Consider the following 17,340-nt stretch of genomic DNA (forward strand, 5'->3'; position numbering starts at 1 on the left):
TCAGTTTTTCCCTTTTAGCATTGTCTTCCGCTTAACTCATTCTTTTATCTGGAAATCCAAAAATCTTGATGCGTTTGCTGAAGTTTATCTGTTGGTCTGGTGTCGCCACTTTTTGTGCGCTGTTACTCAGTCTGAGTGGCGCCTTTCTCTATCTCAGCCCCAGCCTGCCATCCGTCGAGTCGTTGCGCAGCATCCAGTTGCAGATCCCTCTACGGGTATACAGCAGCGATGCCAAGCTGATCGCGGAATTTGGCGAAATGCGCCGCTCGCCGATCAAATTCGATGACATCCCCCCCGACTTCATCGGCGCCCTGCTAGCCGCTGAAGACGACAACTTTGCGAACCATTATGGCGTCGACCTTACCAGCTTGATGCGCGCTGCCACGCAAATATTGAAAAGCGGACACATCCAGACTGGCGGCAGCACCATCACCATGCAGGTGGCGAAGAATTTCTTCCTGAGCAGCGAGAGAAGCTTCTCGCGCAAGATCAATGAGATCCTCCTGGCACTGCAGATCGAACGCGAGTTGAGCAAGGATGAAATCCTCGAGCTCTATGTCAACAAGATCTACCTCGGCCACCGCGCTTACGGAATCGAAGCCGCCGCCCAAGTTTATTACGGCAAATCGATCAATGAGCTCAGCCTAGCCCAACTGGCGATGATTGCAGGCCTGCCGAAAGCGCCGTCACGCTTCAACCCGCTGACCAACCCCACCCGCGCCAAAGAACGCCGCGACTGGATCCTCGGACGCATGCATATGCTCGGCCGGATCGACCAGCAGCGCTATGAAGCCGCCCTGGCCGAGCCTGGCGACGCCAGCCACCACGCTCCCGCCCCCGAAGTCACCGCCCCCTATATAGCGGAAATGGTCCGTGCAGAAATGGTCGGCCGCTACGGCAGCGAGGCCTACACCGAGGGTTTCAACGTCACCACCACCGTCCCGAGCGACCTGCAAAACGCAGCCAACACCGCCGTTCGCGAAGGCTTGATCACCTATGATCAGCGTCATGGCTATCGCGGCCCGATACGCCGCCTGCCCGACATGGACAAACAAGCCTGGCTGAGCGAGCTGGCCAAGCAAAGTTCGCTGGGCGGCCTTGAGCCGGCGATCGTCAGTCAAATCGAAAAAAGCGGCATCCTCGTGTTGTTGCGCAGCGGCGTGGAAGAAGCGATCGCCTGGGACAGCATGAAATGGGCGCGGCCTTTCCTCAATACCAACAGTCTCGGCCCCCGCCCGAAGCAGCCAGGCGATGTCGCCCAGGTTGGCGATCTGATTCGCGTGCAACGCCAGAACGATGGCAGCTTGCGCTTCGTCCAGCTACCACAGGCGCAGAGCGCGCTGGTCTCACTGGACCCACACAACGGCGCAATCCGCGCGCTGGTCGGCGGTTTCTCATTCGAACAAAGCAACTACAACCGCGCCGCACAAGCCAAGCGCCAACCGGGTTCCAGCTTCAAACCCTTCGTCTATAGCGCCGCACTGGATCGTGGCTACACGGCCGCGAGCCTGGTGAACGATGCGCCGATCGTGTTCGTCGACGAATACCTCGACCAGGGCTGGCGACCGAAAAACGACAACAACACCTTCCTGGGTCCGATCCGCCTGCGCGAGGCCCTGTATAAATCACGCAACCTGGTGTCGATTCGCCTGCTGCAAGCCATCGGCATCGACTACGCCCTGGACTACGTCAGCCGCTTCGGCTTCGACAAACAGGACCTGCCGCGCAACCTGTCCCTGGCACTCGGCACCGCCAACCTGACGCCGCTGGAAGTGGCCGGCGGCTGGGCCGTGTTCGCCAACGGCGGGTACAAAACCCAGCCCTACCTGATCGAGCGCATCGACAGTCGCTACGGCGAACCGCTGTTTATCGCCAACCCGGCTAGCACCCCGCGGGCCATCAGCGCCTCAACCGCCGATGAAACCGATGCAGCAACCGTCACCAACAGCCGCGAAACCGCCCCCGAGCAGATGCTTGCCAGCGAGCCTGTTGCTGCCGAACGAATCATCGACGAACGCACCGCCTATATCATGACCAGCATGCTGCAGGACGTTATCAAGCGCGGTACCGGGCGCAGAGCCATGGCCCTGGGGCGCAATGACCTGGCCGGGAAAACCGGCACCACCAACGAGTCCAAGGACAGCTGGTTCTCCGGCTACAACGCCGATTACGTGACCACCGTCTGGGCCGGCTTCGACCAACCGGAAAGCCTGGGCAAGCATGAGTATGGCGGCACCGTCGCCCTGCCGATCTGGATGAGCTACATGGCCAGCGCCCTCGAAGACAGCCCCAGTCACGCCCCCGCGGAACCCAAAGGCCTGCTGACCCTGCGCATCGATCCCTATAGTGGTCGCGCTGCCGTGCCCGGCACCGCCGATGCTTACTTCGAGTTGTTCAAGAGCGAAGACTCGCCACCGCCCATGAGTGAACTGGACCCAGGCCTCCGCGCGCCGGGCAGCCCACTACCCGCCGACGAGTCGGCGCCGATCGATTTATTTTAAAGAGGCAGCGGCAAACGACAAGCGGCCGAATTAGGCGTCTTCTTTGGCTTCTGGCTCAAAACCGTACAAAAGGCGCTTGCCCCATGGGCTATCCGTCTTCTGCAGGAGTGGATTTATCCGCGCAATTCGCGGCTGAAACTGCTCCTGCGAGAAGCCCTCGTGCCTAAAGTGTTATTGCCACGCACCCATAAAAAAACCCGCCGAAGCGGGTTTTTTTATGGGGCCGGCTTAGCCGTTGAACACATCATCTACCGACGCCAGCGGATAGTGTTTCGGGTAAGGCAGAGTCGCCACACCGCTTTCGATGGCGGCCTTGGCCACGGCATCGCAGACCACGGTGATCAAGCGTGGATCCATCGGCTTGGGAATGATGTACTCACGACCGAACGAAAGCGCAATGCCACCGTAGGCATCGCAGACTTCCTGCGACACCGGCAGCTTGGCCAGGTCGCGCAGGGCCAGGGCCGCGGCGATCTTCATTTCTTCGTTGATGCGAGTGGCGCGAACGTCCAGAGCACCACGGAAGATGAACGGGAAGCCCAGCACGTTGTTGACCTGGTTCGGGTAATCCGAACGACCGGTGGCCATGATCACGTCATTGCGTGCGGCATGGGCCAGTTCCGGAGCGATTTCCGGATCCGGGTTGGAGCAAGCGAACACGATCGGATTGGCCGCCATGCGCTTGAGGTCTTCAGCCTGAAGCAGATTGGCGCCGGACAGACCGACGAACACATCGGCACCCTCGAGCGCCTCGGACAGCGTGCGCTTGTCGGTTTCGGTGGCGAATATCGCCTTGTACTGGTTCAGATCGTCACGACCGGCGTGGATCACACCCTTACGGTCGATCATGTAGATATTTTCGACCTTGGCCCCCATGCTCACCAGCAGCTTCATGCAGGATGTCGCCGCAGCACCAGCGCCCAGGCAGACGATCTTCGCCTGCTCGAGGGTCTTGCCGGCGATTTCCAGGGCGTTGAGCATGCCGGCGGCGGTAACGATGGCAGTACCGTGCTGGTCATCGTGAAAAACCGGAATGTCGCACTGCTCGATCAGCGCGCGCTCGATCTCGAAGCACTCTGGTGCCTTGATGTCTTCCAGATTGATGCCACCGAAGGTGATGGAAATGCGCTTGACCGTGTCGATGAAGGCTTGCGGGCTTTCGGCGTCGACTTCGATGTCGAACACGTCGATACCGGCGAAGCGCTTGAACAGCACGCCCTTGCCTTCCATAACCGGCTTGGAAGCCAACGGACCGAGATTGCCCAGACCCAGGATCGCGGTACCGTCGGAAATCACCGCGACCAGATTGCCCTTACCGGTATAACGGTAAGCCAATTCAGGGTCACGGGCGATTTCACGCACGGGCTCGGCAACACCCGGGCTGTAGGCCAGTGCCAGGTCACGAGCAGTGGCAGTGGGCTTGGTCAGCTCGACACTCAGCTTACCCGGACGGGGTTTGGCGTGATATTCGAGAGCGGCAGTTTTCAGATCAGACATAGGGGCATTTCCGCTTTTTTGGCTGTTGAACAGGCAGGCGGCCGAGGATACGCAAGTTGTATACATCTGCACAAGACCGTTAAGTCTTGCCCGGATGCACGTGACTAACGCACGACCTTGAGCCAGCTGCCAGGGGCCGGCTCACCTGCGGGATAGAGATTATTGAGCAGGCGCAAGGTCGCCTGGGCATCGCCCGGCAACTTGCTTTGCCGGGCCAGCGCCGCCATGCCCTGCCCGCTTCGCGCCTTGACCAGATGCAGTCGCAGAGGCTCTGCCAGGCGCCGCTCGGCCGCGGTAAGCGGACGCAAACTCTTGATCACCTTGAGAAAACTTTCATCGTGGGCGTCTAGCGACGTGCGCCCGCGTACCGCCGCAACAAACAGGTAAGCCCGCTGCCCGCGCAACAGCACTGCGACGCGCTTGGCGGCAGTACCGGGAATAATGGCGCTGTAGCCCGACAACCCGGCCTGGCGCCATTCGCTCTCAGCCTGCAGACGCTGCCCGCCGACGCGCTGGCGCAGCAGTTGAGCGGCAGAGAGGCGCTGCGGATTGGCCTGCTGGGTCATGGCGATAAAGGCTTGCTGATCGGCACTGTGACCGATCAGCGCATCCGGCCGATTGACCATGCTCCAACCTTGCGGGAACTCCAGGGTCAGGTCCAGCCCGGCATGGTAGAAGTGCCGCCCCCGGCGCACACCGCTGGCGGCGGAATCGCCAAATGGCAGCCCATTCAGATGTTTGATAAAGGTCTCGCGATTGATTTCCTGCTGCCCGGTCGCCAGCGCCCGCGCCGGCCCCAGAACCTGCTGCAGACGCCGATCATTATCCGGATGGCTATCGAATACGCCGTGATAGCCGCCCGCCGGCTGCGCCTGGCCACGCTTGGCCGCCTGTTCACGAGCGAAGTCTTCCTGATTCTTCAGCACCTTGACCACTTCGATCATCGCCTGTGGGTCATAGCCGCTGCGCGCCAGATACTGGGCCCCCAGACCATCGGCCTCCAGCTCCATGTCGCGACCGTAACCACGCACGAAGGCGCTACCGAGGACGTTGGTCAGGTCGGCCGCCGCACCGACCCCGGTACCGATGGCCACCACTTGGCCGAGAATACTCCAGGCACTCGACTGACTTTGCTGCTGCACGCCGTGTCGCGCGGTGACATGGCCAACCTCGTGACCCAGCACCGCGGCCAGCTCGGCTTCCGAATTAAGGTAGGCAAGTAGCCCGCGATGAATATAGATATAGCCGCCCGGCAGGGCGAAGGCGTTGATATCCGGGCTGTCGACCACGGTGAATTGGTAATTGAGCTGATTACGATGACTGTACCTGGCCACTCGCTCGCCGACCTGCTGGACATACGCCTGCAGTTTCTCGTCGGCATAGCGCGGGTATTGCTTGAGGATTTCCTGACTGTAGCGCTGGCCGAGCTCCAGCTCCTGTCGCTCACTCATCATCACGAAATTACTGCGCCCGGTGACGGGGTTGACCGCACAACCGGTCAGCTGCCCGAGTATCAGCAGCCCTACCGCCCAATAACGCAGGCTCATGGCAGCACCTCCAGCATCGACTCGTGGGTCACGGGTAACATCCAGCGTGCCTGCCCCGGTTTTACCCCTGCACGGCGGGAACGGTCAATCACCCAGCCCCGGACTTCGACCCGGCGCCCAGCCAAGCGGTGCAACCGACGCATATCGAAGCCGTGCAACGCCTGCGGCGGCACACGCAGGACCAACGAATCCCCCAGCTCCAGCCAAACCCCACCACGATTGCGCTCGACCCGCTCGACCCGGCCCTCGACCAAGGCAAAACCGCCACGCCTCAGCTGCGCGGGCGCCTGTACCGGCGAGCGCCGCCAGAGGCCGACGCGCGACTGCCGCGCCAGCCGCTCGGCCGCCTGCTGGCACTCGACCAGCGCCACATTGGGCACAATCACCACCAGATAGCCCAGCCCTTCGGCCAACAGCTGCGCTTCGAGGTTACGTCCCTTGCCGTCGTAGGCATGGGCCAGGGTGCGCCCGTAGTGATCCTTCGCCTCACGGCCAGGCTGCAAGCCGACATGCCCGTCATTGGCCGCCACCAACTCGCTCAAGCGCCGGCGTGCGGCCTCGGCGAAGGGTTCGGCGCTGCGCCCCTCACGCCCGAGTTCGGGGCTGTTCAGACCGATCAACCGCACACTGCGGCCATCTTGCAGGCGCAAGGTGTCGCCATCGACGACCCGCTGGACCTTGACGCTCGGCAATTGGCCGGGCGCCGGACACAACGCCTGGACGGATGCCAGGTAAAACACGGACATAAAAAAGGCGCCCACCAGGGACGCCTTTTTCAGTAGCGCGGAAACGCCCATCAGGGCACCCGTCGCTGCGCGCAAACTTACTGCTTGGCGCCAAACATGCCGAAACGCTGCTTGAAGCGATCGACGCGGCCGCCGGTATCCAGCATTTTCTGCTTGCCGGTGTAGAACGGGTGGCATTCGTTGCACACGTCCAGGCTCAGCGGCTTGGCCAGGGTGGAGCGAGTTTCGATTACGTTGCCGCAGCTGCAGGTCGCGGTAAGGGCTTCGTAGTTCGGATGGATATCGGCTTTCATGGTGTATTCCTCGGGGCTGACGTGCCGCCACCCGACACTATTGTCTGAGTACCGCACGCAATTAGGCCGGCGATGATACCAGAGCGCCGCCACGACGCAAGCCACAGCAACGCCGGCCGTCGCCAGGCCACGTGCTAAGATCGCGCCCTTCTGCCTGGAGCCCACCGCGTGCCCGACGCCATTCTGCGCATTGCTCTGCCCTCGCCGCTGCGCCGCCTGTTCGACTACCGTGCACCGCCCGGTGTACCGCGCAGCGCCCTGCAGCCGGGCGCACGACTGCGCGTGCCCTTTGGCCGGCGCGAGCTGATCGGCATTCTGATCGAGGTGACGGATCACAGCGAGGTTCCCGCAGGCAAGCTCAAACCTGCCCTGCAACTGCTCGATGCCCAGTCACCGCTGCCGCCGGCGCTGTTCAAACTGTGCCTGTGGACGGCGCAGTATTACCAGCACAGCCTGGGCGACACCCTCAGTTGGGCGCTGCCGGTATTGCTGCGCCAGGGCGAGCCGGCGGAAGTTCGCCAGGAGCGTTTCTGGCACCTGGCCGAAGGCGCCCAACTGGATGACCCGCGCCTGGCCCGTGCACCGCGGCAGCGCGAGGCCCTGCGAACCATCGCCCAACACCCCCACGGCGTCGCTCATCAGCTGCTTGGCCAGTTGCAACTGAACAAGGAAAGCCTGGGACTGCTGCGCGAGAAGGGCCTGGTGCGCATCGAGATACGCCGACATGCCGCCAGCGAACGCCACCTCAACTGGCTGGCGGAACCGGAACTGCCCCTGAACCCGGAGCAGCGCGCGGCAACCGAAGCCATTCGCAGCGGCTTCGGCCATTTCAATGCCTTCCTGCTCGCCGGGGTGACCGGCAGCGGCAAGACCGAGGTCTACCTGCAGCTGATCCGCGAGACCCTGGAAGCCGGCAAGCAGGCCCTGGTCCTGATCCCCGAGATCAACCTCGGCCCGCAGACGCTGGCGCGTTTCGAACGGCGCTTCAACGCGCGGATCGCCCTGCTGCATTCCGGGGTCAACGACCGCGAGCGCCTGGATGCCTGGCTGGCCGCCCGTGACGGCGAGGCCGACATCATCATCGGCACTCGCTCGGCGCTGTTCACCCCGATGCAGCGCCCCGGGCTGATCATCATCGATGAAGAGCATGACGCCTCCTACAAGCAGCAGGAGGGCCTGCGCTACCACGCCCGCGACCTGGCCGTGGTGCGGGCGCACCAGGAAAACATTCCGATCCTGCTCGGCTCGGCCACGCCCTCCATGGAAAGTCTGCACAACGCCCGCAGCGGTCGTTACGCCATGCTGCACCTGCACCAGCGCGCCGGTGGCGCCCAGCAACCGCGCTTCTTGCGCCTGGACGTGAAGAGCCGGCCACTCGACTCCGGCATCTCCGCACCCATGCAGCAAGCCATCGCCCAGACCCTGGCAGCCGGCCAGCAGGTACTGGTGTTTCTCAACCGTCGCGGTTTCGCCCCGACCCTGCTCTGTCACGACTGCGGCTGGCTGTCGGAATGCCCGCGGTGCGACGCGCGAATGACCGTGCACCAGCGCTCCGGCGAGTTGCGCTGCCACCACTGCGGACATGTCGAGCGGCAGCCGAGCAACTGCCCGACATGCAACAACGTCGACCTGCGCCCAGTCGGCGCCGGCACCGAGCGCGCCGAAGAGCGTCTGGGCATTCTCTTCCCACAGGTTCCGGTATTGCGCGTGGACCGCGACAGCACCTCGCGCAAGGAGGCCATGACCACCCTGTACAACACCGTGCAGCGCGGTGAGCCGTGCATTCTGGTCGGCACCCAGATGCTCGCCAAGGGCCACCACTTCCCCCGCGTGACCCTGGTGGCGATTCTCGATGCCGACGGCGGGCTGTTTTCCGCCGACTTTCGCGCCAGCGAGCGCATGGCCCAGCTGATCGTCCAGGTCGCCGGTCGCGCAGGCCGTGCCGAGGAACCGGGCAAGGTGATCATCCAGAGCCATCTGGCCGACCATCCGTTGTTGGTACAACTGACCGAACAGGGTTACTTCGCCTTCGCCGAACAGGCCCTCAGTGAACGCCGCAGCGCCGGCCTGCCACCGTTCTGCCACCTGGCCCTGCTGCGCGCCGAAGCGCACAAACCGGGACAGGCCGAAGGTTTTCTCGACGAGGCCTGCAGCGAAGCCGAACTGTTGGTGAACGAACTCAAGCTAAGCGGCATCGAACTGCTCGGCCCGGTACCGGCACCAATGGAACGCCGCGCCGGCCGTTACCGCGCCCAACTGCTGGTGCAAGCCAACGCCCGCGCGCCGCTGCACCGTCTGCTCAGCACCTGGATGCTGGCACTGGAGCAGATGCCCGGTGGGCGCGCGGTGCGCTGGTCACTGGATGTCGACCCGATCGATTTGTTCTAGGAAAACAGCTGAAAACTGATAACGAATCAGCATGAGCGTTCGAGCAACCAACGCACGCTTTTACTTGCCGCTTATGACGTGCCGCTTGAAGCTGCGCCCTCCGGGCGCCGATAATGCCTGATTTTCCACCAGCGCCTTCGCGCGCCGCCGCCGACAACGGCCGACCGAGCAGACCATGAAAGACAGCATTCGCCACCTGATCCAGCAAGCCCTGACCCGCCTGACAACCGAAGGCGTGTTGCCCGAGGGCCTGAGCCCGGCGATCCAGGTGGAGAACACCAAGGACAAGAGCCATGGTGATTTCGCCAGCAATATCGCCCTGATGTTGGCCAAGCCGGCCGGCTTGAAGCCGCGCGACCTGGCCGAGAAGCTGATCGCCGCGCTGCCCGGCGATGAACGGATCAGCAAGGTCGAGATCGCCGGCCCCGGCTTCCTCAACTTCTACCAGAACAGCCAGGCCCTGGCCGGTCGCCTCGACGCCCTGCTGGACGATAGCCGACTCGGCGTGCGCAAGGCCGGCAAACCGCAGACCGTGGTGGTCGACCTGTCCTCGCCGAACCTGGCCAAGGAAATGCACGTCGGCCACCTGCGCTCGACCATCATTGGCGACGCCGTGGCGCGGGTGCTGGAGTTTCTCGGCGACCGGGTGATCCGGCAGAACCACGTCGGCGACTGGGGCACCCAGTTCGGCATGCTGCTGGCCTTTATGGAAGCCAACCCGGCCGCCGCCGAGAGCGAGCTGGCCGATCTGGAAGGCTTCTACCGCGCGGCGAAGAAGTGCTTCGACGACTCACCCGAGTTCGCCGAACGCGCCCGTGAACTGGTGGTCCAGCTGCAAGCCGGCGAAGCCGAGTGCCTGCGCCTGTGGCACCGCTTCAACGAGATTTCCCTGTCGCACTGCCAGCAGGCCTATGATCGCCTGGGCGTCAAACTGACCCCGGCCGACGTCAAGGGCGAAAGTGCCTACAACGCCGAACTGCCAGGCATCATCGACGCCCTGCGCGACAAGGGCCTGCTCAGCGAAAGCAATGGCGCCCAGTGCGTGTTCCTGGACGAGTTCAAGAACGCCGAAGGCAACCCGCTGCCGGTGATCGTGCAGAAGGCCGGCGGCGGCTACCTCTACGCGACCACCGACCTGGCCGCCATGCGTTACCGCAGCCAGGTGCTCAAGGCCGATCGCGCGCTGTATTTCGTCGACCAGCGCCAGGCCCTGCACTTCCAGATGGCCTTCGAAGTGGCGCGCCGCGCCGGCTTCGTCCACCCGGGCATGCAGCTCGAGCACATGGGCTTCGGCACCATGAACGGTGCCGACGGCCGCCCGTTCAAGACCCGCGACGGCGGCACGGTCAAACTGATCGACCTGCTCGACGAGGCCGAAGAACGCGCCTACAGCCTGGTCAAGGGCAAGAACCCGGAGCTGGCTGAAAGCGAGCTGCGCAGCATCGCCCACGCCGTCGGCATCGGCGCAGTGAAGTACGCCGACCTGTCCAAGCACCGCACCAGCGACTACAGCTTCAACTTCGAGCAGATGCTCAGCTTCGAGGGCAACACCGCCCCATACCTGCTGTACGCCTACACCCGGGTGGCCAGCGTGTTCCGCAAACTGGGCAACAGCAGCATCGAGGGGCAGATCGCCCTCGAGGCCGAACAGGAGTTGGCTCTGGCCGGCAAACTGGCGCAATTCGGCGAAGTGCTGAATAACGTCGCCGACAAAGGCGTACCGCACCTGCTCTGTGCCTATCTGTACGATGTGGCCGGGTTGTTCTCCAGCTTCTACGAACATTGCCCGATTCTCAGCGCCGAGGACCAGGCAAGCCAGCAGAGCCGCCTGCGCCTGGCCGCACTGACCGGCCGCACGCTCAAGCAGGGCCTTGAGCTGCTCGGCCTGGAAACCCTGGAGCGCATGTAAGTGGCCGCGCGCAAGAAGCCCCCAGCCAAACGCGGCGCCAGCCGCTACAAGGCACCGGCGAAGAAACCCGTACCAGGCTGGATCTGGCTGGCCTGCGGCCTGGTCGTCGGCGTGTTCGTCATGTTGCTGATGAACCTGCAGCCAGGTGGCGATGCGGTCAAACGCAACAAGGCCGAGACCGCGCGCGCCAGCAGCCAGGCAAAGCAAAAATCTGCCACGCAGGCGCAGCAGCCGAGCAAGCCCAAGTACGACTTCTACACCCTGCTGCCCGAGTCGGAAGTCATAGTGCCGCCGGACGCCCTACCGCCGCCTGCGCCCGCACAACCAGCGGTGACGCCGGAACAAGCGGCGAAAATCGACGCCGCGCGCGCTCTGGCCGCACTCAACGGCGAAACACCACCGCCCGCACCACCCGTTACCCCGCCTGCCCCTATGGCCCAGGCGCCACTCAGCACCCAGTTTTTCCTCCAGGCCGGCTCCTTCCGGCGCAAGGACGATGCGGAAAGCGTGCGTGCGCAGATCACCCTGCTCGGCCAGGATGTGCGCGTGGAGTCCGGCAGGGTACGTGAGGAGACCTGGTACCGCGTGCTGGTCGGCCCCTTCGCCGACCGCGAGCAACTCGCGGTCTCGCAGAAAACCCTGTCCACCAACGGCTTCAGCAATCTGCTTCTGCAGCAACGGCAGAGCCGCTGAGGCTCACCTCGACCGGCCCGCCAGGAGCCGGCCGAGGCCGTGCCTAAGGGCCGGTGAAAATATCGAGCGTCGCCGCGAGCGTTTTTCACAAGCGCTCAGCGCGCATGCCCTGTATCGGCAATCTGCTGTTACAGCCGCGAGCATGCCGTTTGGTCGAGAATCATCGGCCTTCGGTTGAAAAGTAGCGCGCGCCCCCCCATTTGAATCTGCATTGGGCATTTTCGCCCCGCTGCGTGGAGACTCCCCCTTGACCACCATCGTTTCAGTACGCCGCCACGGCAAAGTCGTCATGGGCGGCGACGGCCAGGTTTCCCTCGGCAACACCGTGATGAAAGGCAATGCGAAAAAGGTTCGTCGCCTCTATCACGGCCAGGTATTGGCCGGTTTTGCCGGCGCCACCGCGGATGCCTTCACCCTGTTCGAACGCTTCGAAGGCAAACTGGAAAAACACCAGGGCCACCTGGTGCGCGCCGCCGTCGAACTGGCCAAGGACTGGCGCACCGACCGTTCGCTGAGCCGCCTGGAAGCCATGCTCGCGGTGGCCAACAAAGACGCCTCGCTGATCATCACCGGCAATGGCGACGTGGTGGAGCCGGAGCACGGCCTGATCGCCATGGGCTCCGGCGGCGGTTTCGCCCAGGCGGCGGCCATGGCCTTGCTGGAGAACACCGAGCAGATGTCGGCCCACGAAATCGCGGAAAAGGCGTTGAACATTGCCGCGTCCATCTGTGTCTTTACCAATCAGAATCTGACCATTGAGGAACTGGACTCGGCCATCTGAGCCGACTTCCGTTCGGAGCCGCCTGTTATGTCCATGACGCCCCGCGAGATCGTGCACGAACTCAACCGCCACATCATCGGCCAGGACGACGCCAAGCGTGCCGTGGCCATCGCCCTGCGCAACCGCTGGCGGCGCATGCAGCTACCGCTGGAGTTGCGCGCTGAAGTGACGCCAAAGAACATCCTGATGATCGGCCCGACCGGTGTCGGCAAGACCGAAATCGCCCGACGCCTGGCCAAACTGGCCGGCGCCCCCTTCATCAAGGTCGAAGCGACCAAGTTCACCGAAGTCGGCTACGTTGGTCGCGATGTCGAGTCGATCATTCGTGACCTGGCCGATGCCGCGGTAAAAATGCTCCGCGAGCAGGAAATCGTCAAAGTCCGCCACCGCGCCGAAGACGCCGCCGAAGAACGCATCCTCGATGCACTGCTGCCACCACCGCGTGCCGGCTTCAATGAAGATCCGGCACCGAGCGGCGACTCCAATACCCGCCAACTGTTCCGCAAGCGCCTGCGCGAAGGTCAGCTGGATGACAAGGACATTGACATCGAGGTGGCCGACAGTCCGGCCGGCATCGAGATCATGACCCCGCCGGGCATGGAAGAGATGACCAGTCAGTTGCAAAACCTGTTCTCCAACATGGGCAAGGGCAAGAAGAAGAGCCGCACACTCAAGGTCAAGGAAGCGCTGAAGCTGGTGCGCGACGAAGAAGCCGCGCGCCTGGTCAACGAGGAAGAGCTGAAAGCCCGCGCCCTCGAGGCCGTGGAACAGAACGGCATCGTCTTCATCGACGAGATCGACAAGGTCGCCAAGCGTGGCAATGTCGGCGGCGCCGACGTCTCCCGCGAAGGCGTGCAGCGCGACCTGCTGCCGCTGATCGAAGGCTGCACAGTCAACACCAAACTGGGCATGGTCAAGACCGACCACATCCTGTTCATCGCCTCCGGCGCTTTCCACCTGAGCAAGCCCAGCGACCTGGTGCCGGAACTGCAGGGCCGCCTGCCGATCCGCGTCGAACTCAAAGCACTGTCGCCGGAAGACTTCGAGCGCATCCTCACCGAACCGCATGCCTCGCTGACCGAACAGTACATTGCCCTGCTCAACACCGAGGGTCTGAAAATCGAGTTCGCCGCAGACGGCATCAAGCGTCTCGCCGAGATCGCCTGGCAGGTCAACGAGAAGACCGAGAATATCGGCGCACGCCGCCTGCATACCCTGCTCGAGCGTCTGCTCGAAGAGGTGTCGTTCAGCGCCGGCGACCTGGCGGCCCAGCATGACGAGAAGCCGATCCGCATCGACGCCGACTACGTCAATGGCCACCTCGGCGAACTGGCCCAGGACGAAGACCTCTCGCGCTATATTCTTTAACTCAACAGCCAACCTGTAGGCGCCCGCTTGCCGGATCACCGCAAGCGGGCGCCTACAACAGCGGGGCATCAATGATGCACATTCCCAGCGCAGTCAAACTGCACAAGGCATCGCGAACCCTGGAGCTGCAGTACGGCAGCGACAGCTACAGCCTGACCGCCGAGTTCCTCCGCGTGCACTCGCCCTCGGCGGAAGTGCAAGGCCATGGCAAGCCGATCCTGCAGACCGGTAAGCTGCACGTCACCCTGAGCGGCGTCGAGCCGGCCGGCAATTACGCCCTGAAACTCTGTTTCGACGATGGCCACGACAGCGGGCTGTTCAGCTGGGATTACCTGTATGAACTGGCCACTCATAAGGATCGTTTATGGGCCGACTACCTGGCCGCGCTCGCCGCTGCCGGAAAATCCCGCGACCCCGACGAATTCGTGGTCAAGCTGATGCTCTAGGTCAGCCGGCGAGCCAGAGCCTCTCCAGCAGTTCCAGCCGCCTGCAACGGGCGGTCGGCCCCACACTCAAGCCCGTCCCTCGCCGAGGTTAGAGCGCACTTTCTAATCTATCTCGGCATACTCACCACGCATTTGCCCGTATCGCGGCAAGCTTGCGCAAATCAACAAACTCGGGTAACCAAGGAACTGGCAGGTTCCCTGCATTTGGCCAGGCCAGGTGCATAGATTGAGAAGCGGATCAGTTCCGCCCCCGGTAACCCGAGCAATACCCGGCCCTCGTCCCGTGTCGCCTTGCCCAGCAACACGCCGGTATTCGTCTCAGGACAATGGAGCGTCGTAGATGTCTGAAAAAAGCAATGATGATCTGAAACGCCAAGCTTCAGAGAACACTCTCGGCCTGAACCCGATCGTCGGCATCCAGAGCAAGGACCTGCTGACGTCGGCACGCACGGTGCTCACCCAGGCCATCCGGCAACCGTTTCACAGCGCCAAACACGTCGCTCATTTCGCCGTGGAGCTGAAGAACGTCCTGCTTGGCACGTCCGAGCTGCAGCCCGAGAGTGGCGACCGCCGTTTCGCCGACCCGGCCTGGAGCCAGAATCCGCTGTACAAGCGCTATCTACAAACCTACCTGGCCTGGCGCAGGGAACTGCATGACTGGGTCGAGCACAGCAATCTGTCGGAGCAGGACGCCAGCCGCGGCCACTTCGTTATCAACCTGATGATCGACGCCATGGCGCCGAGCAATAGCATGGCCAACCCGGCTGCGGTCAAGCGTTTCTTCGAGACCGGCGGCAAGAGCCTGCTCGATGGCCTGTCGCACCTGGCCAAGGACATTGTCAATAACGGCGGCATGCCCAGCCAGGTCGACATGAAGGCCTTCGAGGTCGGCAAGACCCTGGCGACCACCGAAGGCGCAGTAGTGTTCCGCAATCAAGTGCTGGAGCTGATCCAGTACAGTCCGATCACCGAACAGGTGCACGAGCGCCCGTTGCTGGTGGTGCCACCGCAGATCAACAAGTTCTATGTGTTCGACCTGTCGCCAGAGAAGAGCCTGGCGCGCTTCCTGCTGCGTAGCGGCGTGCAGACCTTCGTGGTCAGTTGGCGCAACCCGACCAAGGCACACCGCGCGTGGGGCCTGTCGAGCTATATCGAAGCGCTCAAGGAAGCCATCGATGCGGTCATCGCGATCACCGGCAGCAAAGACATCAACATGCTCGGTGCCTGCTCCGGCGGCATGACCACCGCCTCGCTGCTCGGCCACTATGCGGCGCTTGGCGAGCACAAGGTTCATGCCCTGACCCTGCTGGTCAGCGTGCTGGACAACAAACTGGACACCCAGGTCGCGCTGTTCGCCGATGAGAACACCTTGGAGATGGCCAAGCGCCGCTCCTACCAGGCCGGCGTCATCGAGGGCAGCGACATGGCCAAGGTGTTCGCCTGGATGCGCCCCAACGACCTGATCTGGAACTACTGGGTCAACAACTACCTGCTCGGCAACGAACCGCCGGTGTTCGACATCCTCCACTGGAACAACGACACCACCCGCCTGCCGGCAGCGCTGCACGGCGAGTTCATCGACATGTTCAAGACCAACCCGTTGATCCGTCCCGGCGCGCTGGAAGTCTGCGGCACGCCGATTGACCTCAAACAGGTCACCTGCGACGTCTTTTGCCTCGCTGGCACCACCGATCACATCACCCCCTGGGAGGCGTGCTACAGGTCGATACACCTGTTCGGCGGTAAATGCGAGTTCGTCCTGTCCAGCAGCGGGCATATCCAGAGCATCCTCAACCCGCCGGGCAATCCCAAGTCGCGCTACATGACCAACACGGAAATGCCCTTCGAGCCGAAAGACTGGCAGGCAAGTGCAACCAAACACACCGACTCCTGGTGGCTGCACTGGCAGAAGTGGCTGACCGAGCGCTCCGGCCCCAGCAAAAAAGCGCCAACCAAACTGGGCAACAAACAGTTCCCGCCTGGCGAGCCAGCACCTGGAACCTACGTACACGAACGTTGATCGACTGCGCCCTGCGCACCACTGCCCGCGGCACCTGGAAGTGCCGTTCGCCCAACCGGCACATCCGCCAAGCAGGCGACCAGGTTTGTTCTGGGAGTGACCGGGACGGTCTCACCCAGTGTTTTCACTCATAGGGCTTGCGCGCATGTCGTTACCATTTATATTCCGCACCATTGACCTGGATGGTCAAACCATCCGTACCGCCGTTCGTCCCGGTAGTGGAAAGATGGCGCCGCTGCTGATTTTCAATGGTATCGGCGCCAACCTGGAACTGGTCATGCCCTTCGTTCGAGCGCTCGACAGCGATCTCGAAGTGATCGCCTTCGATGTGCCCGGAGTCGGTGGTTCCTCGACTCCCAGCACCCCGTTCCGCTTCCCTGGACTGGCCAAACTGGCAGCACGCATGCTCGATTACCTGGACTACGGCCAGGTCAATGTGATCGGCGTATCCTGGGGCGGCGCCCTGGCACAACAGTTCGCCCATGACTACCCGGAACGCTGCAAGAAGCTGGTGCTGGCGGCCACCTCGGCCGGCGCGGTGATGGTGCCGGGCAAGCCCAAAGTGCTCTGGCGCATGGCCAGCCCGCGGCGCTATGTGCAGCCGTCCTATGGCGTGCAGATCGCTCCGGACATCTATGGTGGCGCCTTCCGCCGCGACCCCAAGCTGGCCCTGGCACATGCCAGCAAGGTGCGCTCGGGCGGCAAGATGGGCTACTACTGGCAGCTTTTCGCCGGCCTTGGCTGGACCAGCATCCACTGGCTGCACAAAATCCGCCAACCGACCCTGGTGCTGGCCGGCGACGACGACCCGTTGATCCCGCTGATCAACATGCGCCTGCTGGCCTGGCGTATTCCGAATTCCGATCTGCATGTAATCGACGATGGCCACCTGTTCCTGGTGACCCGCGCCGGCGTAGTGGCGCCGCTGATCATGAAGTTCCTCGCCGAAGAACGCCAACCGGCAGTGATGCACCCTCAGCCCGTACCTGCTCGCCAGAACTGACCCACACCGAGAGGCTATGAAAAATGCTCGCCTAACGGACGCCCGCGGCATGATTGCACTACGCGAAAAGCGGAGGGGGTATTCCGCGAAAGACTCGAGTCGCTGCTGGCGTTATGCAACGCCCGGGCCCGATCTCGCGGCAGCAGCC

The 17,340-nt window shown here is 63.0% G+C and carries 13 protein-coding genes; 9 read left to right on the forward strand and 4 right to left on the reverse strand.

The window, feature by feature from the left end; genetic code table 11:
• Positions 1–68 precede the first annotated feature (68 nt).
• Positions 69–2,501, forward strand: a complete 2,433-nt coding sequence (locus R3355_RS03435) for a penicillin-binding protein 1A (protein ID WP_413243477.1) — start codon at positions 69–71, stop codon at positions 2,499–2,501.
• A 228-nt stretch (positions 2,502–2,729) separates the two neighbouring features.
• On the opposite strand, the gene R3355_RS03440 is transcribed toward R3355_RS03435, so the two are convergent.
• From R3355_RS03440 to rpmE, 4 genes are all read right to left on the reverse strand, one after another.
• On the reverse strand, positions 2,730–3,998 hold the full coding sequence (locus R3355_RS03440; protein ID WP_318960063.1) for a malic enzyme-like NAD(P)-binding protein: 1,269 nt from the start codon (positions 3,996–3,998) through the stop codon (positions 2,730–2,732).
• A 104-nt stretch (positions 3,999–4,102) separates the two neighbouring features.
• On the reverse strand, positions 4,103–5,545 hold the full coding sequence (locus R3355_RS03445; RefSeq protein WP_318960064.1) for a M48 family metalloprotease: 1,443 nt from the start codon (positions 5,543–5,545) through the stop codon (positions 4,103–4,105).
• Complete coding sequence (locus tag R3355_RS03450; protein WP_318960065.1) at positions 5,542–6,342, reverse strand: thermonuclease family protein; 801 nt, start codon at positions 6,340–6,342, stop codon at positions 5,542–5,544. Before R3355_RS03450 ends, R3355_RS03445 begins: the two co-directional genes overlap by 4 nt.
• A 26-nt stretch (positions 6,343–6,368) precedes the next feature.
• Positions 6,369–6,584 carry a 50S ribosomal protein L31 gene (gene rpmE / locus R3355_RS03455; protein WP_238040374.1) on the reverse strand — a complete coding sequence of 72 codons (216 nt, stop codon included), beginning with the start codon at positions 6,582–6,584 and terminating at the stop codon, positions 6,369–6,371.
• A 168-nt stretch (positions 6,585–6,752) separates the two neighbouring features.
• On the opposite strand from rpmE, the gene R3355_RS03460 reads away from it, so the two are divergent.
• From R3355_RS03460 to phaZ, 8 genes are all read left to right on the forward strand, one after another.
• Positions 6,753–8,972 (forward strand): primosomal protein N', encoded by a 2,220-nt coding sequence (locus tag R3355_RS03460; protein WP_318960066.1) that lies wholly within the window; start codon positions 6,753–6,755, stop codon positions 8,970–8,972.
• Between the two features lie 175 nt (positions 8,973–9,147).
• Positions 9,148–10,881 carry an arginine--tRNA ligase gene (gene argS / locus R3355_RS03465; protein ID WP_318960067.1) on the forward strand — a complete coding sequence of 578 codons (1,734 nt, stop codon included), beginning with the start codon at positions 9,148–9,150 and terminating at the stop codon, positions 10,879–10,881.
• Entirely contained in the window at positions 10,882–11,574 is a 693-nt protein-coding gene (locus R3355_RS03470; protein ID WP_318946853.1) for an SPOR domain-containing protein, read from the forward strand.
• Between the two features lie 247 nt (positions 11,575–11,821).
• Positions 11,822–12,355 (forward strand): ATP-dependent protease subunit HslV, encoded by a 534-nt coding sequence (gene hslV, locus R3355_RS03475; RefSeq protein ID WP_318946851.1) that lies wholly within the window; start codon positions 11,822–11,824, stop codon positions 12,353–12,355.
• Between the two features lie 27 nt (positions 12,356–12,382).
• Positions 12,383–13,723, forward strand: a complete 1,341-nt coding sequence (gene hslU, locus R3355_RS03480; RefSeq protein WP_318960068.1) for an ATP-dependent protease ATPase subunit HslU — start codon at positions 12,383–12,385, stop codon at positions 13,721–13,723.
• Between the two features lie 74 nt (positions 13,724–13,797).
• Positions 13,798–14,169, forward strand: a complete 372-nt coding sequence (locus tag R3355_RS03485) for a DUF971 domain-containing protein (RefSeq protein ID WP_318948848.1) — start codon at positions 13,798–13,800, stop codon at positions 14,167–14,169.
• Between the two features lie 340 nt (positions 14,170–14,509).
• The gene (gene phaC / locus R3355_RS03490) at positions 14,510–16,189 is read left to right on the forward strand and encodes a class II poly(R)-hydroxyalkanoic acid synthase (protein WP_318960069.1); all 1,680 of its coding nucleotides are present in this window, start codon (positions 14,510–14,512) and stop codon (positions 16,187–16,189) included.
• A gap of 145 nt (positions 16,190–16,334) precedes the next feature.
• Positions 16,335–17,192 carry a poly(3-hydroxyalkanoate) depolymerase gene (gene phaZ, locus R3355_RS03495; RefSeq protein WP_318948821.1) on the forward strand — a complete coding sequence of 286 codons (858 nt, stop codon included), beginning with the start codon at positions 16,335–16,337 and terminating at the stop codon, positions 17,190–17,192.
• Positions 17,193–17,340: the final 148 nt, after the last annotated feature.

It is taken from the genome of Pseudomonas sp., assembly GCF_033723075.1.
Classification (GTDB): Bacteria; Pseudomonadota; Gammaproteobacteria; order Pseudomonadales; family Pseudomonadaceae; genus Aquipseudomonas.